Raw genomic sequence first — 20,639 nt, forward strand, 5'->3', positions numbered from 1 at the left:
GGTTACAGCGAGTGCAGTTTCGAGCGCACCGAGACGACCGCCTGGTGCAGGATGCGTTCGGCCTGGAAGTCGTTCTCGCGCTGTTCGGCGATGGCTTGCAGGTCGCGCGTGTAGCGTTCCAGGCGCGAGCGCAGGTAGGCGCGGTAGATTTTCATGACGAGTGGTTTGGCAGAAACATTCATGATGTGGCTCCCGGGTGCGTAATGATGCGTTCATTTTGTGTGAGCGGAATGCCGCCACTTTGCGTCACATCAAACGCCATGACCCCGTCAAATTGGCGCGTTTGACATTACGCAATGCCCCCAAGGCCGAAGATGCCACACTGAATCTTTCCTGCTTACCCCAGCCAATGTTGCGCAGCAGGTTATCCGCAGATTCGTCTCCCCCTGAAGTGCTTTCAAGGAGTGTCGCATGGTCATTTTTGCCGTGGTTGCTGGCTGCATCGCCTGCCTGACAGTGTACCAAATCTATAAAAAATCGCAGGGAGCAAGTGGGGTTGCGCCACAACATATCGGCTTGCATGGCACATTGATTGAACCACGGAAATAATCAGTGTCATCCGAGCGACATTTGGTTAAGAGATTTAAGTCAAATGTAAGGCCCGGTAAGCAAATGTAAAGGTCGGCGCCGCGACAAGCCGCAGCGTTTATATTGATAACCGTTGATTGCATTCTCCCCCTCCCACTTGACAATGGGTTCACCCCGCGGTGCCGCTAGCCCGCGGGGATTTTTTTTTGCAGCCTGCGCTTTCAATGCCAATCAGGCCGGTTTCGGCGTGCCTGCCGACAATTGTGTCAAGGCATCGCCGGCAACCCGGCAGATGCGCCAGTCCGGCATCACGTCGGCGCCCATGCCCTTGTAGAAATTGATCGCGTTTTCATTCCAGTCCAGCACCGACCATTCGAAGCGGCCGCAATCGCGTTCGACGGCCAGTTGCGCCAGCGCCACCAGCATCTGCTTGCCATAACCGTTGCCGCGCACCGATTGCTTGACGTACAGGTCTTCCAGGTACAAGCCCTTGCGGCACAGGAAGGTGGAAAAATTATGGAAGAACAGGGCGAAGGTCACCACTTCACCATCTTGCGTGCCGACCAGCGCTTCGCAGGCGGGATGCTGGCCGAACAGGCTGTCGCGCAGCATGGATTCCCTGGCGATCATCATGTGCTCGAGTTTCTCAAACACGGCCAGTTCGTGGATCATGCCGAAGATGGCGGCGACGTCGGCTTCCTGGGCGGGACGGATGGCGAGGGGGGACAGGGAGGAGCTCATGTTGCCTTTGCGGGTGGAGTGGTGGAAATGGCGGATGCCGTAGCGGTCTTGCGCGCGCCCGAGGTCAGGGCCCAGGCCACGCTGGACAGGCACAGGACCATGCCCGCCCATTCGATGGCGGCGGGCCGGTAGTGTTCGAACTGCACCGACAGCAGCACGGAAATGACGGGCGTGACGACGCCGATATACACGGTCTTTTGCGTGCCGATGCGGGCGATCAGCGTGAAATACGCGCTGAAGGCGATCACCGAGCCGAAGATGGCTAGGTAAAACAATCCCATCCAGTAACTGGGGCGCGCGGGCAACTGCCACGACTGGCCCGTGGCGACGGCCCAGACGGCGACCATCAAGGTGCCCCACAGCATGGTCCAGGCCATGGTCAGCATCACGTTGCCCGACTGTTCGCGCACCTTCATGACGAGGGCGTTGCCCACGGTGCTAGAGACGGTGGCCACCAGGGCCAGCATGAAGCCGAGCAGGAAGTGGCCATTGCCGCCCCCCACGATGTCTTGCAGTGCGGCGCCGATCGACCGGTAAAACAGCAGCACGATGCCGGTGATGGCGACGAAGGCCGCGCAACACGTGCTCCAGGTGATGGGCGTGCCGAAAACGATGCGGTTGAGCAACGGCGTCCAGAACACCATCAGCGCGAACAGCACGCTGACGAGGGCCGAAACCAGGTATTGCTCGGAGCTGTAAGTGCAGACATAACTGAGGGCAAACGAAGCCAGGCCTTGCAGCAGCATCCATTTTTGCGCGCGCCAGGGCAGGCGCAGGGCGTCGCCGCGCACGGCGCACCACGCGAACAGGGCGGCCGAAGCGAGGCCGAAGCGGTAGACCACGGAGACGGCGGGGGCGACATCGCCCAGCTGCAAGGTAATGGCCCAGAAGGTGGAGCCCCAGATCAGGCAGGCAATGATGAACAGGAGAGGAGAGGACATCGCGCAAGTATACGGGCATCGCGCGGGGATGGCGAGTGCCGGTCGGGCTTGCTTTATGGATAGTGCGGTGCACGCCGGCATTGAGCCAGCGCAGTGCTTTTGGAAAACGTTGAATTTATGAAAATATTCACATTACTATCAAGTAAATATTTTCTCAATTGCATCGTTATGGAGAAACGCCATGCCAGCCTCACTGCAGATCAAAGTATGGAGCGTGCTCGCGTATGTCATCGTGACCACCTTGATCGCCGTCTGGCTGCACGAGGGCATGGCGCCCTCATCCCTGCTGATCGCCGCCGGCGCATTCGGCTGAATGCATGCGCCGGCAGGGGGATTAATGCGTGACGCGGGTCTTGCGGCCATCGGACAGCAGGCGCACGCGCTCGCCCGGGCGGAACAGCTCGTCGGCGTCCTGCACGATGGCGCGCATATCGCCATTGTCCAGGCGCACGGTAATTTCCAGGCCGGCCTTGTTCGAGGCATTCGCTTCGATGCTCTTGCCAGCCATGCCGCCGGCGACCGCGCCGAGGATGCTGGCCGCGATGGCGCCCTTGCCGCCCCCGACCGCCGAGCCGGCCACGCCGCCCAGCGCCGCGCCAGCCAGCACGCCCGTGCCCGTTTCGCCCTTGTCGATGGTTACCTGGCGCACGGATTCAACCGTGCCCATGCGGACCGATTGTTCGTTTTGCGCCTGGCGTGCATTGTAGACATTCGCCGAGTTCGGTTGTACGGCGCAGCCGGCCAGGGTGGCCAGCAATGCCACTGCAATAATTGGTGCTTTCATGTGAAACTCCTTGGACAAAGATGGTGAGCCGATTACGTCGACCGGCCATAAAAATGCTTATTACTTATCATAAGGATACTTTCTTAGGATAACTAGTTGTGAATGGTAATAATCTGTTACTCGGCACCGGTGTTGCGCCCCGATCCTGCGCCTCTCAATATGCGAGCCGCAGGCGCCGGTACAGGAAGCCCAGCACGAACAACGGACCGATCAGCAGGAAGCGCAGGTCGTCGAGGAACGACGGTTTCCTGCCTTCGATCTGGTGACCGATGAACTGGCCTATCCACGCCAGCACGAACACACCCAGCGACAGGGGCAGGATGGTCATGGGCGGCATGGCGAGCAGCAGGCCCAGCATGGCGGCCAGCATCAGCAGCATGCCTGCAGCAAACGGACGCGACAGTTTGTAGTAGTAGTATAAGGCGAGAATGCTGCCGAGCAGCGCCACGCTGGCGTGCACGCTCCACAGCAGCCCCAGCAGGCTGAAAACGATCAGCGGCACACACACGATGTGCACCCATTCATTGACGTGGTTGCGGTGGCTGTCGCCATACCGGGCCAGCAGGGTGTCGATGGTGCGCATGGGCGTCTCTCTATGGTGGCGTTCTGGCTGGAAATTCTACACCGGAACACGGCTTGCCGAACGCGGCGGGAAAAGCGGAAGTTGTTAGATTGGTAATTTCACGTTATTATTGCCAGTTGGAAATATTTCCGTGCATTTCAAAAGGTAGTCGTGACATCACCAGCCAGCCATCCTGATTACCAGCGCTATTCGATGGCGTCCCTGCAGCAAGCGTTGGCCGGACCGGAAGGGACGGATGCGGCGCGGCGCCAGCGGATTGAAATGGAAATTGCCCAGCGCCAGCAGGATGACCTGGAGGCACAGCAGCGCCAGTGGGCGGCGCGGCCGCAGGACAAGCCGCTCGATCCCGCCGCTGCGGCACTGGCGGCAGCGGCCAGGCCTTACTTGCAGTCGGCAGGCTATGTGCTGCTGTTCACGTGGGTAGTGTTGACAGTCAGTGTTTGCTTGGAAATCGTCCTGGCCGATAGCCGGATTTATGTTGTCGGCGGCGTCGAGTTGCTGATCTTTGGCATCTTCTTGTTGCGTGGCAGCCTGCGCGCGGCGAGATGGCTGCGCTGGCTGGCGGTTTTCTGCGTGGTGCCGACCGTGCTGGCGCTCGATTTCCTGTTCCTGCAACCGTGGTCCCTGACGGTGGCCCAATTCAAGCTGGCGCCCGCGTACCGTCTCTGGTCGGTGCTGGAAGTCGTGCTGTCGTTGTGGGTCATCCGCTATCTGTATCGCCAGCTGGGCATGCCTGCCGTGGCGGCCGCCTGCGATGCCAAGGGGTACAGGCGGCGCGACCTGCGCATTCCGGCGCTGCTGGGATTGATTCTCGGCATCGTTGGCATCGGCATCAAGCTGGCTGCCTTGCATGGCGACACGGCCTTGCAGGCACGCGCCATCGTGGCGCAGCGCCATGGACCCGGTTACGGCTACCATGTCAGTGGCGTGGGCCGGAGCGTCACGCCGCAGGGCGCATTGCATACGGCGCTGGTGCAGGTGTGGGATGACAAGGGCATCATGCAGGTACCCGTGCAGTGGCCACAGTAAAATAGGCAACCTCCACCGCACAGGACGCCACTTTTGAGCAGGAATCTACTCCCCGCAGCTGCCTCGCCGGACACGCGCAAGCGCTGCTTCGATCCCGTCGTCGACGCCGACACGCGCTTGCTGCTGCTGGGCAGCCTGCCCGGCGAAAAATCGCTGGCGCACAGCCAGTACTATGCGCATCCGCAAAACAAATTCTGGACGCTGATGGGCGAAGTGCTGGGCGTGAACTTGACGAGCCTGCCCTATGAGGCGCGCCTGGCCGCCTTGCTGGCACACGGCGTGGGCCTGTGGGACGTGGTGGCGCAGGCGCAGCGCACGGGCAGCCTGGACAGCAATATCCGTGAGCGCGACGACAATGACCTGCTGGCCCTGGCGGCCAGCCTGCCGCGGCTGCACACCATCGCCTTCAACGGCGGCACGGCCGCGAAGCTGGGCATCAAGGTGCTGGGCGCGCAGGCGCAGCGCTACCGCATCGTCAGCTTGCCGTCCAGCAGTCCGGCCTACACGCTCGCGTATGCGCAGAAATTGCAAGCCTGGCTGATGCTGCGCGGCATCGAGGCCACGTAGGGCCACGCCGGCGCTCAACGCGCGCCAGCCCGCGCTGCTTCCTGCCGGTACTGGCGCCGCCAGAACCAGGCGATGCATAGCAAGCCCAGCAAGGATGGCGCCAGCTGCGTCCACGGCTGGCCCACGCGCAGCAAGTTGCCGGCGGCGGCCGACAGCATGGCGAACAGCGAGGCGAGCAGTTTGTAGATGTGTTCGTAGCGCCACAGGACGCCATGCCAGCGGCGGGGAAACAGCCAGCGCGCGCTGTCGTAGACGACGATGGTGGCCAGGCCGCCCAGCGACGACAGCACGACGATGGCTTGCTGCCCGGAAGCGTCCTGCCGCAAGCGCAGCAGGATCAGCAGGCCGGCCGCCAGCGCGGCGGCCGTCATCGCGCCATCGACGGCTTGCGGACCGGCATCGCGCGTGTAGATGGCGCGCCAGCCGCTCAGCAGCTGGTACAGCACCAGCACGGTCAGCACGGCAAACACGGGACGATAGCCAAACAGCACATTGCCGACGGCGGCCGTGGCGCAGACGAGCAAGGTCAGCCACGCAAACTGGCGGCCGTGGCGGCGGTGCGCGGGCGTGCCCTTGGCCATTGCCAGCAGGAACAGTCCCAGTCCGATGGCGGCGCTGCCGGCCAGCACGTGGAGGGCGATATTGATCAGTTGTGGCTGCAGTTGCGGCATGCGCATCTCCGGATGCGGGCCAGGCTGGCGCACGCTCGCGGAGATGGTATCTTGATAATTGCCGCTTGCCAAGACAGCAAACGGCGGCCGGGAGGCGGCAGGACTTAGGCCGGCGCGTACGCCTGCACTTCCAGCGGCTGGCCCTGGGCATCGAACTTCAGCGCCACGGACAAGCTGGTGACGCCGATGGTGGCCAGCGCGTCGCAGATATCGTCGACCTCGTCCTGCAGGTCGGCGGCCAGGTCCAGCGGCTTGTCCGCGCTGTGCAGCACGTCGCCGCCTGCCGTGTAGACATTCACGCGCAACAGCATCTCGCCATGCTCGTCGGCCGGACCGACGACGACCGAGACGTCGCCGGCGGCCACGCCGTTTTCCGCCAGCGCATGGTTGATGCCCGACATCATTTGCAGCATCGCATATTCGCTCATGCCTTGTTCCTTGCCGCCATGGAACAGATCCTGGTACAGGAAGCTCGCTTCCAGTCCTGCGCCGGCCGGCGCCAGGCAGCGCTTGACGAGCGCGCCCACTTCCGTCGTCCACTGCTGGTAGCGCGCCATGCGGGCGTCGAACCAGGCATCGAGCGCCGCTTCATCCTTCGGTTCCACATAGAACGGGTCGTCCACGCGCTTCAGGGCAAAGCCCAGCAGGAAGCGCAGTTCGACGGCCGTATCCTGCGGGCCGAAGGCCGTTTCGCTCCAGCCGACGATGCTGCGCTCCAGGCCCGGCGTGGCCGCGATTTTCTTGTCCGTCATCGACGAATAGGCGTCGCGCACCATTTCGTGCAGGTGGCTGTAGGTGATGCGGTCGATCTCGTCGAGGTCGTAGGCATGGCTCATCAGGACCACCTTGGCTTTCGGGCTTTCCAGTCCTGCTTGCTGAAAACTTTTCACCAGCGCTTCAAATGCTTCCTGGTCCTGGAAGCTGTCCGCTTCGCGCAGGCCGCCCGTGCTTTGCACGAGCAGGGGCACGACGAAGGCGTTGATTTCCATGGTCGGCGCATTGTCGCGGCGGATCAGCACGATGGAGGCGGCTTCCTCGATATGGCTGCGCAAGTACTGGTAGGCGCCCACGTCTTCGTACTTGGCCCGCTCGATGGCGTCGTACAGCACTTCATCTTTCTTCTGGTTCAAGGCCTTGCGGATGATGCGGCCGAACTCGACGGCTTGCTCGGCCAGCACCGTGCCCTGCGATTCGCTGTCTTCCTGTTCCGCCAGGTTCAGGGCCATCGTGCACAGCATGCGCGTGACGGACTCGTCCTTGTCTTCAGGCGTGTTGGCGGATTTACGGGGGACAGGGCGCTTATTTTTGGGCATGGCGATCAAATGGTTAGAGGACTACGGTCAGGCAAACGGAAGCGGGCGCCGCCGGCGATGCCGGCTGGCGCCCGGTGACATGATACAGGCGGCAGCGGCCGCCCGATACATCAATGGTCGGTATCGAACATCTCGTGCAGTTCGTCGAGCAGGTCGGCGGCTTCTTCCTGCGACAAGCCGAGATGCTGGCAAGCAAGTTCTCCGCCCTTGTCCCACTCGAGCGAGGTGCTGTTGCCATGGTAGCGCTGAATGCCCTTTTCGGCCAGCAGCGACAGGGCGACGAGCGAACGGATGGCGTCATCCGTGGACGGGTCGGCCAGCACCGCGTAGTCGTGGTGGTGCAGGATGGCCCAGGACACATCGGATGACAGGCCCCAGTTACGTGCCAGCAAGCAACCGATGGCCGCATGGTTGGTCTGGTGGCGCGCATCTTCCACGCTGGTAAAGCAATTGTGCGCGTCATTCGCCGCCGCCGCATAGGTGTTGACGTAGTCGGGGAAGCGGTTCATCAGCAGGGGCACGCCGATATCGCAGAACAGGCCGAACGTGTGGGCGATGTCGGGCGGGGCGATGCGCAGCTTGCGCGAGGCAAATACCACGGCGCGCGCGCGCTTGGCCGACACGTCCCAGAAGTGGGTCAGTTCCACGCCTTCCGCTTCCAGCGCCTGGCGCGCCAGCAAGCCCGTCATCATGGCGCTGCACTGGTTGATGCCGAGGAAATTGATGCCTTGCTCGACGGATTTGGCCTTGCGCGCGGCGCCATAGAATGGCGAGTTGGCCAGTTTCAGCAGGGCGCCCGACATGCCGACGTCGTCGGCGATGATGCGCGCGATGCGGCGCGGCGACGGGTCGTCTTCGGCCAGTTCGCGCTGCAGGTCGACCAGCAGGCTGGGGCGCGGCGGGATACGGATGGAACGCATCAAGGCGTCAACCGGATCATCGTGCACTACCTGCTTTTGCGCTGCCGCTCTCATCATCATTGTCTTGCCCGGTGGTTATCTGGTGGCGCTGCCGCTGCCCGCTGCATGAGCGTCTGGCGCAGTGCCCGACGATTATCGCTGTTTATGCATGGCAATAGTTCATCTCTGCAATATTTTGTCGACAAAATCCCCATTTTTTCCTTGCCAGAGGCCGATGCGGGCCGTTTTGCGACGCCGCCATGCCGCATTTGCATGATTAAAAAATCAAGATGGTTTTGTTTTCAAGGCTGGGCGAAACGTGCGACGGCATGTGCGGCGCTACAATTGCTGTATGAAAAACATCCTTGCCGGTATCGATTTTGCGGACGACTCTTGCCATGTGGCGCGCCAGCTGATCGGCGTGACCGTGCTCGTCGATGGCGTGGGCGGGCGCATCGTGGAAACGGAAGCGTATGACCGGCTGGATCCGGCCTCGCACACGTATGGCGGCTTGACGCCGCGTAATGCCGCCATGTTCGGTCCGCCCGCGCACGCCTATGTGTACCGCTCGTATGGCATCCACTGGTGCCTGAACTTTGTCTGCCGCGAGCCGGGCCATGGGGCGGGCGTGCTGATACGCGCGCTCGAACCCGTGGCGGGGCTCGATGCCATGCGCGCACGGCGCGGCGTCGACGAGGCGCGGCTGCTGTGTTCGGGGCCGGGCAAGGTATGCCAGGCGCTGGGCGTCACGCATCTGCACAACCGGCTGGCGCTGGAGGCGCCGCCGTTCATGCTGCTGGCGCGCGAGGAGGATGCCCTGGTGCTGGCCGGCCCGCGCATCGGCATTTCCAAGGCGATGGACACGCCGTGGCGCTTCGCCCTGGCCGGTTCGCGCTACCTGAGCAAACCGATGCGCATGCCCGTGGACTAGGCTGGATGCCCGGATTCAGGCGCCGCGCCGGCGTGGCGGCCTGGGCCTGGCGCCGGCCGCACCGGCCCCGGACTTGCCGCGTAGCGGACTGTGCAGTGCACGCCGTTCCTGGCCAGCCGTCCTGGCGGGGTCCTGGAAGGCGTCTTCGGCCGTGCCTTGTGTGGCCGGCGTGGCGGGATCGAGGGTAAACACGCTGACGGCCGCCGACAGCTTGACGGCCTGATCCTGCAGGCTGGCCGCCGCGGCCGCGGCTTGCTCGACCAGCGCCGCATTTTGCTGCGTGACATCATCCATTTGCGCGACGGCCTGGTTCACTTCCGTGATGCCCGAAGCCTGCTCGGCGCTGGCCTGTTTCACGCGCTGGATGATCTCGTTGACTTGCTGCACCGAGGCGACGATGGCGCTCATGCGCTCGCCCGCCTGCTGCACGGCGACGCTGCCGCCATCGATCGTGGTGACGGAGGTGGCGATCAGGGTCTTGATTTCCCTGGCGGCCTGCGCCGAGCGGTGCGCCAGCGTGCGCACCTCGGAAGCGACGACGGCAAAGCCGCGGCCCTGTTCGCCCGCGCGCGCCGCTTCCACCGCCGCATTCAGGGCGAGGATGTTGGTCTGGAAGGAAATCCCATCGATCACGCCGATAATATCCACGATCTGGCGCGAATTGGCGCGGATGGTCGTCATCGTCGTCACTGCCTGCTGCATCGCCGTGCCCCCTTGCACGGCCAGGCTCGACGCTTGCGCCGCCAGGTCGCAAGCCAGCTGGGCATTGTTGGCATTGTCGTTGACGGCTTCCGTCAGGGTTTCCATGGCGCTCGACGTTTCTTCCAGCGAACTGGCCTGCATTTCCGTGCGGGCCGACAGGTCCAGGTTGCCGGTGGCAATTTCGCGCGAGGCCGTATCGATCGATTGCACGGCGTCCATGATGGTGCGCAAGGTCTGGTTCAGATTGGCGATGGTCTGGTCCAGCACGCGCGAGGTGTCGGCGATCTCGTCGTTGCCCGGCTTGGGGGCGCCGGCGATCAGCTTGCCGGCGGCCAGGTCTTGCACGGCGTCGGCGATGCCGCGTATCTCCACCAGCATGGCGCGGCGCACCAGCATGGTCACGACGATGGAAACGAGGATGGACAGCAGGACGGTCAGCAGCAGGCTCCAGCCCAGGCTGCGAAATTCCGCGCTGGCCGTCGCATGGGCCTGGCTGCTGAGCATCGTTTCCAGCGCCGACAGCTGCGCCAGCTGGGCATTGAAGCGCACGAACTGGGTTTCCGCCTTGAGCATGGAGTTGGTGGCGATCGACTGGTCCATCTGCGCCATTTCCATGGTTTCCAGCACCGCCTTGCGGTAGCCGGCCAGCGCCGTGATGGCCGCATCGAGCAGTGTCAGTTCGGTGCCCGTGGACGTCGCGCGCAGCGTCGCCAGCTGGGTGCCGATGCTGGCGTGGCGCGCCTTGATCTGCTGTTCCAATGCATCGATGCGGGCCTTGGCGAAGCTGCCGTTGGTCCACGACAGCAACTGGTACATATTGCCATGCACATGCTTGGCCTCGCCGGCCACGTCGGACGCGGCTTTCAGATGCGTGATGCGCACCTGCACCATATTTTCCAGCGAGGCATTTTGCCGCACCATGCCATACCAGGCGCCGGCGGAGCTGAGTATCAGCAGCAGCAAGACCAGAGCGGGCGCCAGCAATAATTTTGGTCCGATGCGTAGTGTATTGAGCATGCTTGACTCCTGGCTGTTCCAACCGCAAGCGGCGCCGCGGCAGGCGAGCGCCCGCCGCGCACGGCAGCGGCTGTCTTACTTTTTGTAGATGCCCGCTTCCAGCACCACATCGTTGACGCGCAGGATATACGTGGTCTTCGGCTCGATCTTGCCGCTGGTGGGGTTCTTGTACTGGTAGTCGACCCAGCCCTTGCCTTGCTTTTGCGCCAGCTCGATGATTTCACGGCGATATTTCTTGCCATTCGCGTCGGGCACATCCGTCAAGTCCTTGCCCACGATGGAGGGGTTGATCGGGTGGGCCAGCACGATGCCCGTCTTGATGTCGCGCATGTCCACATACAGCGAGCCTTGCACGAAGTCGGGGTCTTTCGCCGTGATTTTCTTCATCATTTCTTCCTTGCCATGCGCCTTCATGAAGGCGGCTCCCCGTTCGGCCATGGCGATCGCATCTTTTTCCGTCGGTTCTACCGCGGCGCTGACGCTGGCGCCGGCAAATGCCAGGCACAGCAGACTACCCGTGAATAAGCGTTTCATGAAGACTCCTTGTGATATCGAGGGATGTGTTGCCAAGTCGTAATTTACGTCGCCATGGCCCGCATTAAATTGCGATGGAACAAACTAAGGTGCTGCCGCATGGCAGTTGGTGGCTTATCGGCAAGCTTGTTGATTTTTGGCAATTTGGTTCCGGGTAGCAAGAATTATGATGACTTTCACAGCATGCCGGTGTCAGGCGGCAGGCGTGAAAACAGGTTGAATTGGCTGACGTAGGGCTGATTTCATGGACGTTATCGTTATTTACTGGTAAGGAGCCGACCGTGGCCGCATTCATCACCGAACCGTTTTCACCCAAGTTCAAGCCCTATACGCGGCAATCCATCCAGCAAGCACGGCAGTGGTCCTGGTTGCCGGAAGAGCAGCGCGAAGCCGTGCAAGTGGTGTCGCATGTGTTGCCATTTCGCACCAATGAATATGTGCTCGATCAATTGATCGATTGGAACAATATTCCTGACGATCCCATCTACCGGCTCGTCTTCCCGCACCGCGACATGCTGCCGCCCGAGCAGTACGCGCATTTGCGCGACCTCGTCCTGGTGCAGCGGGACAAGGCGGCTATTGATGCCTATGTGCATGGTTTGCGTCTGGGCATGAATCCGCATCCGGCCGGGCAGATGACGCATAACGTGCCCCGGGTCAACGATGCGCCCGTGCGCGGCTTGCAGCATAAATATGCGCAAACCGTGCTGTTTTTCCCCAGCGCTGGCCAGACTTGCCATGCGTATTGCACCTTCTGCTTCCGCTGGCCCCAGTTCGTCGGCATGGACGACATGAAATTCGATGCGCGCGAATCGCATGAGCTGGCTGCCTACCTGAAGCTGCATCCGGAAGTGACGGACGTGCTGATCACGGGCGGCGATCCGATGATCATGAATACGCGGCAACTGGCCGCCTACCTGGAGCCGCTGCTGGACCCGGCCCTGGAACATATCCAGAACATACGCATCGGCACCAAGGCGGTGGCGTATTGGCCGCAGCGCTTTGTGTCCGACCGCGATGCCGATGATTTGCTGCGGCTGTTCGAACGCATCGTCAAGGCCGGCAAGAACCTGGCCGTGATGGGCCATTACAGCCACGCCGTCGAGTTGCGCCAGGACATCGCGCAGCAAGCCGTGAAGCGCATCGTGTCCACGGGCGCCACCTTGCGCATGCAGGGGCCGCTGATCCGGCATATCAATGAAGACCCGAAAAGCTGGGCCGAACTGTGGCAGACGGGCACGCGCCTGGGCGCGGTTCCGTACTACATGTTTGTCGAGCGCGACACGGGCCCGCGCGGCTATTTCGAGTTGCCGCTAGCCAAGGCGCACGAGATTTTCCAGGCCGCCTACCAGATGGTATCGGGCCTGTCGCGCACGGTGCGGGGACCGTCCATGAGCGCGTTTCCCGGCAAGATCGTCATCGATGGCGTGGTCACCATCAATGGCGAGAAACTGTTTGCCCTGCAATTTTTGCAGGCACGTAATCCCGACTGGGTACGCCGGCCGTTTTATGCGAAGTTCGATGCGGAAGCGACGTGGATGGACCATTTGAAACCCGCGTTCGGCCAGGAAAAATTCTTCTTTGAAACAGATGCGAATGGTAACGATCCTGTGCCGCAGTTTCCGCACAAAATCATCCGCCTGGCGCAGGCCGCCTGAGCATGCATGGCGCGGGCACGCCATCGCGCTCCGGCGTGGCCGTGTTTTGCCTCGTGTTCCTGCCATTTGCTCTCGGTCATTACCTGTCTTGCCTGCTGCGCGGCGTCAATGCCGTGCTGATGACGGAACTGCTGGCTTCCGTCGCCCTGACGCCAGCACAGCTGGGCTTGCTGACCAGCGCCTTCTTCCTGGCGTTTGCGCTTGTGCAATTGCCGGTTGGCATGGCGCTGGACCGCCACGGCCCCCGCGCGGTCCAAGTGTGGCTGCTGGCGCTGGCGGCCGTGGGCGTATGGCTGTTCAGCCGGGGCCACAGTTTTGCCGAGCTGATGTGGGCGCGCGCCATCATGGGCGCCGGGCTGGGCGGCTGCTTCATGGCGGCCGTGAAAGCGATCTCGTGCGTCATCGCGCCGGCGCGCCTGCCATCCGTGCATGGCTATCTGATCGCCGTGGGCGGCCTGGGCGCGGCCACGGCCACCATGCCCGTCAAGCTGGCGCTGCACTACACGGACTGGCGCGGCGTCTTCCTGGGCCTGGCGCTGGCGGCGCTGGCCATCGGCTGCCTGATCCGCCTGCTGTCGCCGGCCCTGCCCGCGCCCGCCGCTGCCGCCGGCAAGGCTGGCAAGGTCAGTGTCTGGAGCGTGTACCGCGACGCGGCTTTCCGCCGCACCATTGCGCTGATCCTGCTGCCGCACACGGTGTTCTTCGGCGTGCAAGGCTTGTGGATAGGCCGCTGGCTGGCCGACGTGGGCGGCTTGTCCGACGATAACGTGGCGTATCTGCTGTACCTGGGCATGGCGGCCGTCATCTTCGGCGCCATCGGCATGGGCATGCTGACGGAATGGGCGGCGCGGCGCGGCATCACGCCGATGCGGCTGGCGGCCGCGGGCATCGCCCTGTTTATCGCCGTGCAACTGGGCATGGCGTGTAACAGCGTGCCCAGCCTGCCTTTGCTGTCCGTGCTGTTTACCCTGCTGGGCACGGTGACGGGCCTCGAGTATGCGATCGTCGCGCAAGGCATGCCGGCCAGCCTGACGGGCAGGGCGGCCACCTGCCTGAACCTGCTGATCTTCACGGGCGCCTTCCTGGTGCAGGCCGGCTTTGGCCTGATCCTCGGCTGCTGGCCCCTGAACAGCCAGCAGCAGTATCCGCCGCAGGCCTACCAGGTGGCGTTTGGCGTGCTGGCGGTCCTGCAGCTGCCGGGACTGGCGCTGTTTGTCATGCGCCGTGGCAGGACGGCTTGCACGGCGCCAGCGGCGAACGGCGAGCCAGGCTATGCAAGGCCTTCATTACGGCAACCCGGACAGGGCAACGCCGCGCCTGACCGATGAGGGCGGCAGCGTCGCAACGTGAACCCGGCCTGGCCGCATCGACTCGTCATGGAGAAAAAATTTGCTTTTTTGATACTTGAATAATATACACTCCTCGCTACCGACCATTTCCATGGGGAAATTCAAGACATGAAGGCACTTTGCTATCTCGCGATCGTCTCGCCTTTGCTGGCCCTGCAACCGCCTGTTTGGGGCAAGCCGCCGGCGGCATCGGCCACGCAGGCCGCCACCAGGGAGCAGCAGGTGGACGCCCTGTTTGCAAAATGGAACCGGGCCGATACGCCGGGCGCGGCGGTGATGGTCGTGAAGGATGGCCAGCGCGTCTACCGGGGCAGCTTCGGCATGGCCGACATCGAGCAGAACCGTCCGATCACGCCGTCGACCAGCTTCCACGTTGCCTCGCTGTCGAAGCAATTCACGGCGTTCGCCATCCTGCTGCTGGCGCAAGACGGCAAGCTGTCGCTCGACGATGACGTGCGCAAGCATGTGCCCGCGCTGCCGGACTTTGGCCAGACCATCCGCATCCGTCACCTGCTGACCCACACCAGCGGCTTGCGCGACCAGTGGAATCTGCTGGCGATGGCCGGATGGCGCATGGACGACGTCATCACGGACGACGACGTGCTGCGCCTGGTGCGCCGCCAGCGCGCGCTCAATTTCGTGCCGGGCAGCGACTTCGCGTACAACAACACGGGCTACACGCTGCTGGCCGCCATCGTGCGCAAGGTATCGGGCCAGCCGCTGGCCGCGTTTGCGCGGGAGCGCATCTTCGATCCGCTCGGCATGCGGCACACTTTTTTCCACGAGCAATATGCCACCCTGGTCGCGGGCCGCGCGCAGTCTTACCAGCCGGCGCCGCAGGGCGGCTACAGCCGGATCGCCCTGTCGTACTCCACGGTCGGCCCGACCAGCCTGGTCACGACCGCGGACGATCTGCTGCTGTGGGCGAACAATTTCAACGATGCCCGCGTCGGCGGTCCTGCGTTGCTGGCCCGGATGCAGACGTCGGCCACCTTCAACGATGGCAAGGCCACCGGCTATGGCGGCGGTCTCGACATCGGCGCCTACCGCGGCCTGAAAACCATCGACCACAGCGGTGCGGACGCGGGCTTTCGCAGCTATCTGGTTCGCTTTCCCGACCAGCAACTGACGGTCATCATCATGGGCAACGGCGCCGACGTGCAGGCAAGCCGGCTGGGCCAGCGCATCGCCGACATTTATCTCGATGGCCAGCTGCAACCCTTGCCCAAGCCTATGCCCGACTATTCGGACGGCGTGCAGGTGCCGCTCGCGCCCGCTCGCCTGGATGCCCTGCTCGGCACCTACGCGCTGGAAAACGGTTCTGCCATCACTTTCGCCAGGGAAGACGAGCAGTTGCTGGGCTGGACGGCGGGTGACGACAAGATGCCGTTCTACCCGGCGGGCGAGCGCGAATTCTTTGTCAAGCTGAGCAACGCCAGCTTTCGCTTCGATGCGCCGGACGCGGCGGGCGTCATCGGTGGCGGCACCTGGCTGCGCAACGCGCGCGCCATCCGCGCCAAACGCATGGCGCCGGCGCGGCTGCCGGATGCCGCGCTGCAGCCCTTGCTGGGGGAATACTACAGCGATGAACTGCATGCGCTGTACACGGTGACGGCGCAGGAGGGCAGCGTCGTGCTGGGTTTTTCGCGGGGCGACATCGCCCTGGCGCCATTCGGAAAAAACAGCTTCGTGGGCCCCTGGCCATTCGGTCTCGTGAGCTTCCAATGCCTGGCCGCCAGCGATTGCACGGGTTTCACGGTGACGGAAAGCCGCGCCAGCGACGTGCAATTTACCCGCGTGGCCTTGCCCGGCTTGCGCGGGAGCACGGCCACGCCCTGACGGTGGATGGCCGCACCTTGCGCTGTTTTTCATCGGCCGCCACAGGCGTGCCGGGCCATCCGGTAAAATGGCAGCCTGCACAGCGGCAATGATCAACTCCAAGGAAGACTATGAAACTCGTTCGTTATGGACGTCCAGGCAAGGAAAAACCGGGCCTGATCGATGAAGAAGGCAAACTGCGCGACCTGTCCGGCGTGATCGTCGATATTGATGGCGCGCAACTGTCCGACAAGGCCCTGCGCAAGCTGGCCAAGCTCGACGAAAAGACGCTGCCCCTGGTGCGCGGCAACCCGCGCTTCGGCGTGCCGCTGGCCAAGGTCGGCAAATTCATCGGCATCGGCCTCAATTACGCGGACCACGCGGCCGAAGCGGGCATGCCGATCCCGGCCGAACCGATCGTCTTCATGAAGGCGATCAGCTGCCTGAATGGCCCGGACGACAATGTCGTGTTGCCGAAAGGCTCGAAAAAGACGGATTGGGAAGTCGAGCTGGGCGTGGTCATCGGCACGCGTGCGCAATACGTGAGCGAAGACGATGCGCTGAAATATGTGGCCGGCTACTGTGTCGTCAATGACATTTCCGAGCGCTCGTTCCAGCTGGAACGGGGCGGCCAGTGGGACAAGGGCAAGGGCTGCGACACCTTTGGTCCCGTCGGCCCATGGCTGGTGACGCGCGATGAAGTCATCGACGAGCAGGACCTGGACCTGTACCTGGAAGTCAACGGCAAGCGCATGCAGACCGGCAATACGCAAACCATGATCTTCACGGTGGCACAGATCGTCAGCTACCTGTCGCAATTCATGACCCTGGAACCGGGCGACATCATCGCCACGGGCACGCCGCCGGGCGTGGGCCAGGGCCGCAAGCCGCAGCGCTTCCTGAAAAAAGGCGACAGCCTGCGCCTCGGCATCGCCGGCCTCGGCGAGCAGCAGCAGGACGTGGTCGCCTGGACCGCCTGATGGCCGGTAGCGATATCGACCGCTTGCCGCCGCTGCCGCCGGACCAGCTGGACCGGCAGCAGCGCGCCGCCGCGCAAGCCATCATCGATGGCCCGCGCGGTGCCCTGTACGGCCCCTTCGTGCCGCTGATCCGCAGCCCCGAGCTGATGGAAACGGCGCAGCGCATGGGCGAGTACCTGCGCTACCGCAGCGCCATCGGCACGCGGCTGTCGGAACTGGCGATCCTCGTGACGGCGCGCCAGTGGGACCAGCAGGTCGAGTGGGCCATCCACGCGCCGCTGGCCGTGCAGAATGGCATCGCGCAAGCGGCCGTGGACGCCATCGCCGCGCGCCGCGCGCCCCTTGCCCTGAAAGAGGACGAGCAAGCCGTGCATGACTTCTGCATCGAGTTGCAGCAGAACAAGCGGGTCGGCGATGCCACGTATGCGCGCGCGCTGGCGCTGTTTGGCGAGCACGGCGTGGTCGACTTGATGGGCATCAATGGCTACTACACCCTGTTGGCCATGGTCATGAATGGCGCGCAGACGGCCGTGCCGGCATTGGGCGTGCCGCCGTTGCCGGCCTGATTGGCGCGGTTTTTGTGGAAGATGGACAAATTGTAATAATATTGCCGTTATTCAATATATAATTTTGCTTCTCTTCCATTGCGAAAAAGCTCAATGAAAACTCGTCCGTGCTCCACCCTGATGGGCCGCGCCTGCCTGGCGCTGGCCCTTTCTTTTTGCCCATTGATGATGGTCAATGCCGTCGCGGCGGAAACCAGCGCCGCGCCCAGCGCTTCCGCGCTGGAAAACTCCGTCGTCAAGGTGTTTTCCACCCTGCGCCGGCCCGACCCGTACAAGCCCTGGAGCAAGGCCGCGCCCCAGGATGTGACGGGCTCCGGCGTCGTCATCGATGGCCGCCGCATCCTGACCAACGCGCATGTGGTCGGCTACGCGAGCCAGGTGCAGGTGCAGGCCAACGGTTCCGGCGACAAGATACCGGCCACCGTGCTGGCCATTTCGCGCGGCATGGATCTGGCCTTGCTGAAACTCGACGATGACAGTTTTTTCGACAGCCACAAGCCGGCGCCGCGCGCCAATGTCTTGCCCGACGTGCGCGATGCCGTGCTCGCGTATGGCTACCCGCTGGGCGGCACCTCGCTGTCGATCACCAAGGGCATCGTCTCGCGCATCGAGTTCGTGCCCTACCGCTTTCCCGCGTCCGGCCTGCGCATCCAGATCGATGCGGCCATCAACCCGGGCAATAGCGGCGGCCCCGTGATTGCCGGCGACAAGATGATCGGCCTGGCCTTTGCGGGGGCGCAAAATGCGCAAAACATCGGCTACATCATTCCGAATGAAGAAATCGAACTGTTCCTGCGCGAGCAGGCGGCGGGCAAGACGGACAAGGATGGCGAAGGCAAGCCGGCCATGTTTGACGTGACGCAAACGCTGGAAAATCCCGCCTTGCGCAGCCTGCTCAAACTGGGCAAGAATGTGGAAGGCGTGGTGGTCATGTCGCCGCTGAAAAAAGATGCCGGCTATCCGCTGAAAGAGTGGGACGTCATCACGCACATCGGCGATTCGGCCATCGACAACCAGGGCATGGTCAAGCTCAATGCCAACAGCCGCGTGCGCTTCCAGTACCGCGTGCAGCAGGTGGCGAGCCATGGCGCGGTGCCGCTGACGCTGGTGCGCAATGGCGCCGTCATGAAGGTCAGCCTGCCCGTGTCGGCGCAGCGTCCCATGCTGATCGGCGACTTGCAGGGCGATTACCCTTCGTATTTCATCTATGGCCCCATCGTCTTTTCGCGCGGCACGGCTGAATTCCTCGCCTCGGCCAGCAGCAATGCGACGACGCTGGCCGCCATGAGTTTTTATGGCAATCCGCTGGTGACGCGGCGCGGCGATGCGCCCGATGCGGCGCGCGAGGAACTGGTGGTGATCGCCGCGCCGTTTTTTCCCGCACAAGCTGATGACGGGCTACAGCAATCGCTTTGGCGCCGTGGTGCAATCGATCAATGGCGTGCCCGTGCGCAGCCTGGCGCACCTGGTGACCTTGCTGCGCGACCAGACCGATGAGTTGCTGACGATACGCTTCGACCAGCACGGCGGCGAAACCATCGTCGTGCCGCGCAAGGAGATGCTGGCGGCGACGGAATCGGTATTGACGGACAACGGCATCCGCACGGAAGCGTCGCCCGACATGCTGAAAATCTGGCAAGAAAAAACGCCGGCAGGCAAATAAGCCTCCGGCGTCCGTGATACTGGAAGGCATGGCGCACGCCATGCCTGTTTGACCTTAAGCCACTACTTTTTTCAGCCACGCGCCGATGGCGTCGATCTCTTCCTGGCACAGCGAATGCTGCATCCGGTATTCATGCCATTCCACCTTGTAACCCATGCCGGTCAGCAAGTCGCGCGACTGTTGTGCGCGGCCCAGCGGCACCACGGGGTCGTCCGTGCCATGCGCCATGAAGATCGGTGTTTCCAGGCTGGCCGGCGTGCGTTCGGCAGCCGTCTTGTCGGCCAGCGGCAGGTAGCCGGACAGGCACATCAGGCCGGCCAGCGGCTCCGCGTGGCGCAAGCCCGTCTGCAGGGTCATGGCGCAGCCTTGCGAGAAGCCGGCCAGGATGATGCGGCTGGCGGGGATGCCGCGTGCCTTTTCGCGCGCGATCAGCGCTTCGATCTGCGTCTGCGAGGCGCGCAGGCCGGCTTCATCTTCGCGACGCACCAGGTCGTTGACGAGGATGTCGTACCAGGCGCGCATCACATAGCCGTTGTTGATGGTGACGGGCATGGTGCCGGCGCTGGGGAAAATGAAGCGGATGGCGGGGCAGCCGCGCAAGTCGAGTTCTTTCACCAGGGGCACGAAGTCGTTGCCGTCGGCGCCCAGGCCGTGCATCCAGATGATGGAAACGGTGGGGTGCGGTGCGCTGTCGAGTTCTATGGTTTCCAGCAAGGTGCTCATGTATTTTCCTCAGGTAAAGGTTGCGCCGGACGCAGCGCCGATTTGGGACGGAAGGCCTTGCAGATGGCCGTGTCGGTTTCCATGTAGGGGCCACCGATGAGGTCGATGCAATACGGCACGGCGGCAAAGATGCCGTTTACCAATTGATTTCCATCAACATCCTTCAAGCCTTCCAGGGTTTCCTTGATGGCTTTCGGCTGGCCCGGCAAGTTCATGATCAGGGCGGCGCGCTCGGGCGTCTCGCGGATCACGGCCACCTGGCGCGACAAAATGGCCGTCGGCACGAAGCGCAGGCTGATCTGGCGCATCTGTTCGCCGAAACCAGGCATTTCCTTGGTTCCCACGGCCAGGGTCGCGTCCGGCGTCACATCGCGCCGCGCCGGGCCCGTGCCGCCCGTCGTCAGGATCAGGTGGCAATGGTTCAGGTCGACCATGTCGATCAGGGTGTTTTCAATCTGCGAGCGGTCGTCCGGAATCAGCCGCTTTTCCAGACGGAACGGCGTGCGGATGGCGGCCGAGAGCCAACTTTCCAGGGCAGGGATGCCCTGGTCTTCATACACGCCGCCGCTGGCGCGGTCCGAGATCGACACGAGGCCGATAATCAATTCGTCTTCGATGGTGGTGGGCATCTTGCACCTATAG

At 63.2% G+C, this 20,639-nt stretch carries 24 protein-coding genes; 11 read left to right on the forward strand and 13 right to left on the reverse strand.

Annotation, left to right across the window (positions count from 1 at the left end; all coding sequences use genetic code 11):
- Window positions 1–2: 2 nt before the first annotated feature.
- From YQ44_RS01735 to YQ44_RS01745, 4 genes are all read right to left on the reverse strand, one after another.
- Window positions 3–182, reverse strand: coding sequence for a hypothetical protein (locus tag YQ44_RS01735; protein ID WP_034746290.1), 180 nt, complete (start codon window positions 180–182; stop codon window positions 3–5).
- 64 nt (window positions 183–246) lie between these two features.
- Window positions 247–522 (reverse strand): hypothetical protein, encoded by a 276-nt coding sequence (locus YQ44_RS28590; RefSeq protein WP_156894660.1) that lies wholly within the window; start codon window positions 520–522, stop codon window positions 247–249.
- A gap of 237 nt (window positions 523–759) precedes the next feature.
- Window positions 760–1,269, reverse strand: a complete 510-nt coding sequence (locus YQ44_RS01740) for a GNAT family N-acetyltransferase (protein WP_071321905.1) — start codon at window positions 1,267–1,269, stop codon at window positions 760–762.
- Window positions 1,266–2,210: a DMT family transporter gene (locus YQ44_RS01745; protein ID WP_071321906.1), complete on the reverse strand. Its 945-nt coding sequence runs from the start codon at window positions 2,208–2,210 to the stop codon at window positions 1,266–1,268. Before YQ44_RS01745 ends, YQ44_RS01740 begins: the two co-directional genes overlap by 4 nt.
- Window positions 2,211–2,391: 181 nt before the next feature.
- On the opposite strand from YQ44_RS01745, the gene YQ44_RS29655 reads away from it, so the two are divergent.
- On the forward strand, window positions 2,392–2,523 hold the full coding sequence (locus YQ44_RS29655) for a hypothetical protein (RefSeq protein WP_257786873.1): 132 nt from the start codon (window positions 2,392–2,394) through the stop codon (window positions 2,521–2,523).
- A gap of 21 nt (window positions 2,524–2,544) precedes the next feature.
- On the opposite strand, the gene YQ44_RS01750 is transcribed toward YQ44_RS29655, so the two are convergent.
- A complete protein-coding gene (locus YQ44_RS01750; protein WP_071321907.1) occupies window positions 2,545–2,994 on the reverse strand; it encodes a glycine zipper 2TM domain-containing protein in 450 nt (149 codons plus the stop codon).
- A gap of 154 nt (window positions 2,995–3,148) precedes the next feature.
- Entirely contained in the window at window positions 3,149–3,577 is a 429-nt protein-coding gene (locus YQ44_RS01755) for an Mpo1 family 2-hydroxy fatty acid dioxygenase (RefSeq protein ID WP_071321908.1), read from the reverse strand.
- Window positions 3,578–3,727: 150 nt separating this feature from the next.
- On the opposite strand from YQ44_RS01755, the gene YQ44_RS01760 reads away from it, so the two are divergent.
- Entirely contained in the window at window positions 3,728–4,606 is an 879-nt protein-coding gene (locus tag YQ44_RS01760) for a hypothetical protein (RefSeq protein WP_156894661.1), read from the forward strand.
- Between the two features lie 33 nt (window positions 4,607–4,639).
- Window positions 4,640–5,173 (forward strand): DNA-deoxyinosine glycosylase, encoded by a 534-nt coding sequence (locus YQ44_RS01765; RefSeq protein WP_071321910.1) that lies wholly within the window; start codon window positions 4,640–4,642, stop codon window positions 5,171–5,173.
- Between the two features lie 14 nt (window positions 5,174–5,187).
- Here the strand turns inward: YQ44_RS01765 and YQ44_RS01770 are convergent, their stop codons facing one another.
- From YQ44_RS01770 to YQ44_RS01780, 3 genes are all read right to left on the reverse strand, one after another.
- Window positions 5,188–5,844: a hypothetical protein gene (locus tag YQ44_RS01770; protein WP_156894662.1), complete on the reverse strand. Its 657-nt coding sequence runs from the start codon at window positions 5,842–5,844 to the stop codon at window positions 5,188–5,190.
- A 104-nt stretch (window positions 5,845–5,948) separates the two neighbouring features.
- Window positions 5,949–7,157 carry a hypothetical protein gene (locus YQ44_RS01775; protein ID WP_071326193.1) on the reverse strand — a complete coding sequence of 403 codons (1,209 nt, stop codon included), beginning with the start codon at window positions 7,155–7,157 and terminating at the stop codon, window positions 5,949–5,951.
- A gap of 110 nt (window positions 7,158–7,267) precedes the next feature.
- Window positions 7,268–8,134, reverse strand: coding sequence for an HDOD domain-containing protein (locus YQ44_RS01780; RefSeq protein WP_071326194.1), 867 nt, complete (start codon window positions 8,132–8,134; stop codon window positions 7,268–7,270).
- Window positions 8,135–8,408: 274 nt separating this feature from the next.
- Here YQ44_RS01780 and YQ44_RS01785 point away from each other — a divergent pair, with 274 nt between their 5' ends.
- Window positions 8,409–8,987 carry a DNA-3-methyladenine glycosylase gene (locus YQ44_RS01785; protein WP_071321912.1) on the forward strand — a complete coding sequence of 193 codons (579 nt, stop codon included), beginning with the start codon at window positions 8,409–8,411 and terminating at the stop codon, window positions 8,985–8,987.
- Window positions 8,988–9,002: 15 nt separating this feature from the next.
- On the opposite strand, the gene YQ44_RS01790 is transcribed toward YQ44_RS01785, so the two are convergent.
- Both YQ44_RS01790 and YQ44_RS01795 read right to left on the reverse strand, forming a co-directional pair.
- Complete coding sequence (locus tag YQ44_RS01790) at window positions 9,003–10,706, reverse strand: methyl-accepting chemotaxis protein (protein WP_071321913.1); 1,704 nt, start codon at window positions 10,704–10,706, stop codon at window positions 9,003–9,005.
- 75 nt (window positions 10,707–10,781) lie between these two features.
- Window positions 10,782–11,240 carry a cache domain-containing protein gene (locus tag YQ44_RS01795; RefSeq protein WP_071321914.1) on the reverse strand — a complete coding sequence of 153 codons (459 nt, stop codon included), beginning with the start codon at window positions 11,238–11,240 and terminating at the stop codon, window positions 10,782–10,784.
- A 281-nt stretch (window positions 11,241–11,521) separates the two neighbouring features.
- Between YQ44_RS01795 and YQ44_RS01800 the strand changes: the two genes are divergently transcribed.
- The 7 genes from YQ44_RS01800 (at window position 11,522) to YQ44_RS29445 (ending at window position 19,274) form a co-directional block, all read left to right on the forward strand.
- Window positions 11,522–12,898, forward strand: a complete 1,377-nt coding sequence (locus YQ44_RS01800) for a KamA family radical SAM protein (protein ID WP_083411591.1) — start codon at window positions 11,522–11,524, stop codon at window positions 12,896–12,898.
- A 2-nt stretch (window positions 12,899–12,900) separates the two neighbouring features.
- Window positions 12,901–14,226, forward strand: coding sequence for an MFS transporter (locus tag YQ44_RS01805; RefSeq protein WP_198043858.1), 1,326 nt, complete (start codon window positions 12,901–12,903; stop codon window positions 14,224–14,226).
- A 129-nt stretch (window positions 14,227–14,355) separates the two neighbouring features.
- Complete coding sequence (locus YQ44_RS01810; protein WP_083411593.1) at window positions 14,356–16,086, forward strand: serine hydrolase domain-containing protein; 1,731 nt, start codon at window positions 14,356–14,358, stop codon at window positions 16,084–16,086.
- 110 nt (window positions 16,087–16,196) lie between these two features.
- Window positions 16,197–17,045 carry a fumarylacetoacetate hydrolase family protein gene (locus YQ44_RS01815; protein WP_071321916.1) on the forward strand — a complete coding sequence of 283 codons (849 nt, stop codon included), beginning with the start codon at window positions 16,197–16,199 and terminating at the stop codon, window positions 17,043–17,045.
- Window positions 17,045–17,611 carry a carboxymuconolactone decarboxylase family protein gene (locus YQ44_RS01820; RefSeq protein WP_071321917.1) on the forward strand — a complete coding sequence of 189 codons (567 nt, stop codon included), beginning with the start codon at window positions 17,045–17,047 and terminating at the stop codon, window positions 17,609–17,611. The genes YQ44_RS01815 and YQ44_RS01820 overlap by 1 nt, the downstream gene beginning before the upstream one ends.
- 93 nt (window positions 17,612–17,704) lie before the next feature.
- Window positions 17,705–19,108 carry a S1C family serine protease gene (locus YQ44_RS01825; protein ID WP_232251029.1) on the forward strand — a complete coding sequence of 468 codons (1,404 nt, stop codon included), beginning with the start codon at window positions 17,705–17,707 and terminating at the stop codon, window positions 19,106–19,108.
- A complete protein-coding gene (locus tag YQ44_RS29445) occupies window positions 19,035–19,274 on the forward strand; it encodes a PDZ domain-containing protein (protein ID WP_232251030.1) in 240 nt (79 codons plus the stop codon). Before YQ44_RS01825 ends, YQ44_RS29445 begins: the two co-directional genes overlap by 74 nt.
- 54 nt (window positions 19,275–19,328) lie before the next feature.
- Here the strand turns inward: YQ44_RS29445 and YQ44_RS01835 are convergent, their stop codons facing one another.
- Window positions 19,329–19,997 carry an alpha/beta hydrolase gene (locus tag YQ44_RS01835; RefSeq protein WP_071321920.1) on the reverse strand — a complete coding sequence of 223 codons (669 nt, stop codon included), beginning with the start codon at window positions 19,995–19,997 and terminating at the stop codon, window positions 19,329–19,331.
- A complete protein-coding gene (gene mog, locus YQ44_RS01840; RefSeq protein WP_071321921.1) occupies window positions 19,994–20,626 on the reverse strand; it encodes a molybdopterin adenylyltransferase in 633 nt (210 codons plus the stop codon). The genes YQ44_RS01835 and mog overlap by 4 nt, the downstream gene beginning before the upstream one ends.
- Window positions 20,627–20,639 lie beyond the last annotated feature (13 nt).

Origin of the sequence: Janthinobacterium sp. 1_2014MBL_MicDiv (assembly GCF_001865675.1) — a bacterium.
Lineage (GTDB): Bacteria > Pseudomonadota > Gammaproteobacteria > Burkholderiales > Burkholderiaceae_D > Janthinobacterium.

Coding starts and splice junctions, on each gene's coding strand:
- YQ44_RS01735 (WP_034746290.1), bottom strand. CDS start 182: ATGAATGTTTCTGCCAAACCACTCGTCATGAAAATCTACCGCGCCTAC.
- YQ44_RS28590 (WP_156894660.1), bottom strand. CDS start 522: ATGCAAGCCGATATGTTGTGGCGCAACCCCACTTGCTCCCTGCGATTT.
- YQ44_RS01740 (WP_071321905.1), bottom strand. CDS start 1,269: ATGAGCTCCTCCCTGTCCCCCCTCGCCATCCGTCCCGCCCAGGAAGCC.
- YQ44_RS01745 (WP_071321906.1), bottom strand. CDS start 2,210: ATGTCCTCTCCTCTCCTGTTCATCATTGCCTGCCTGATCTGGGGCTCC.
- YQ44_RS29655 (WP_257786873.1), top strand. CDS start 2,392: ATGCCAGCCTCACTGCAGATCAAAGTATGGAGCGTGCTCGCGTATGTC.
- YQ44_RS01750 (WP_071321907.1), bottom strand. CDS start 2,994: ATGAAAGCACCAATTATTGCAGTGGCATTGCTGGCCACCCTGGCCGGC.
- YQ44_RS01755 (WP_071321908.1), bottom strand. CDS start 3,577: ATGCGCACCATCGACACCCTGCTGGCCCGGTATGGCGACAGCCACCGC.
- YQ44_RS01770 (WP_156894662.1), bottom strand. CDS start 5,844: ATGCCGCAACTGCAGCCACAACTGATCAATATCGCCCTCCACGTGCTG.
- YQ44_RS01775 (WP_071326193.1), bottom strand. CDS start 7,157: ATGCCCAAAAATAAGCGCCCTGTCCCCCGTAAATCCGCCAACACGCCT.
- YQ44_RS01780 (WP_071326194.1), bottom strand. CDS start 8,134: ATGATGAGAGCGGCAGCGCAAAAGCAGGTAGTGCACGATGATCCGGTT.
- YQ44_RS01785 (WP_071321912.1), top strand. CDS start 8,409: ATGAAAAACATCCTTGCCGGTATCGATTTTGCGGACGACTCTTGCCAT.
- YQ44_RS01790 (WP_071321913.1), bottom strand. CDS start 10,706: ATGCTCAATACACTACGCATCGGACCAAAATTATTGCTGGCGCCCGCT.
- YQ44_RS01795 (WP_071321914.1), bottom strand. CDS start 11,240: ATGAAACGCTTATTCACGGGTAGTCTGCTGTGCCTGGCATTTGCCGGC.
- YQ44_RS01805 (WP_198043858.1), top strand. CDS start 12,901: ATGCATGGCGCGGGCACGCCATCGCGCTCCGGCGTGGCCGTGTTTTGC.
- YQ44_RS01810 (WP_083411593.1), top strand. CDS start 14,356: ATGAAGGCACTTTGCTATCTCGCGATCGTCTCGCCTTTGCTGGCCCTG.
- YQ44_RS01815 (WP_071321916.1), top strand. CDS start 16,197: ATGAAACTCGTTCGTTATGGACGTCCAGGCAAGGAAAAACCGGGCCTG.
- YQ44_RS01820 (WP_071321917.1), top strand. CDS start 17,045: ATGGCCGGTAGCGATATCGACCGCTTGCCGCCGCTGCCGCCGGACCAG.
- YQ44_RS01825 (WP_232251029.1), top strand. CDS start 17,705: ATGAAAACTCGTCCGTGCTCCACCCTGATGGGCCGCGCCTGCCTGGCG.
- YQ44_RS01835 (WP_071321920.1), bottom strand. CDS start 19,997: ATGAGCACCTTGCTGGAAACCATAGAACTCGACAGCGCACCGCACCCC.
- mog (WP_071321921.1), bottom strand. CDS start 20,626: ATGCCCACCACCATCGAAGACGAATTGATTATCGGCCTCGTGTCGATC.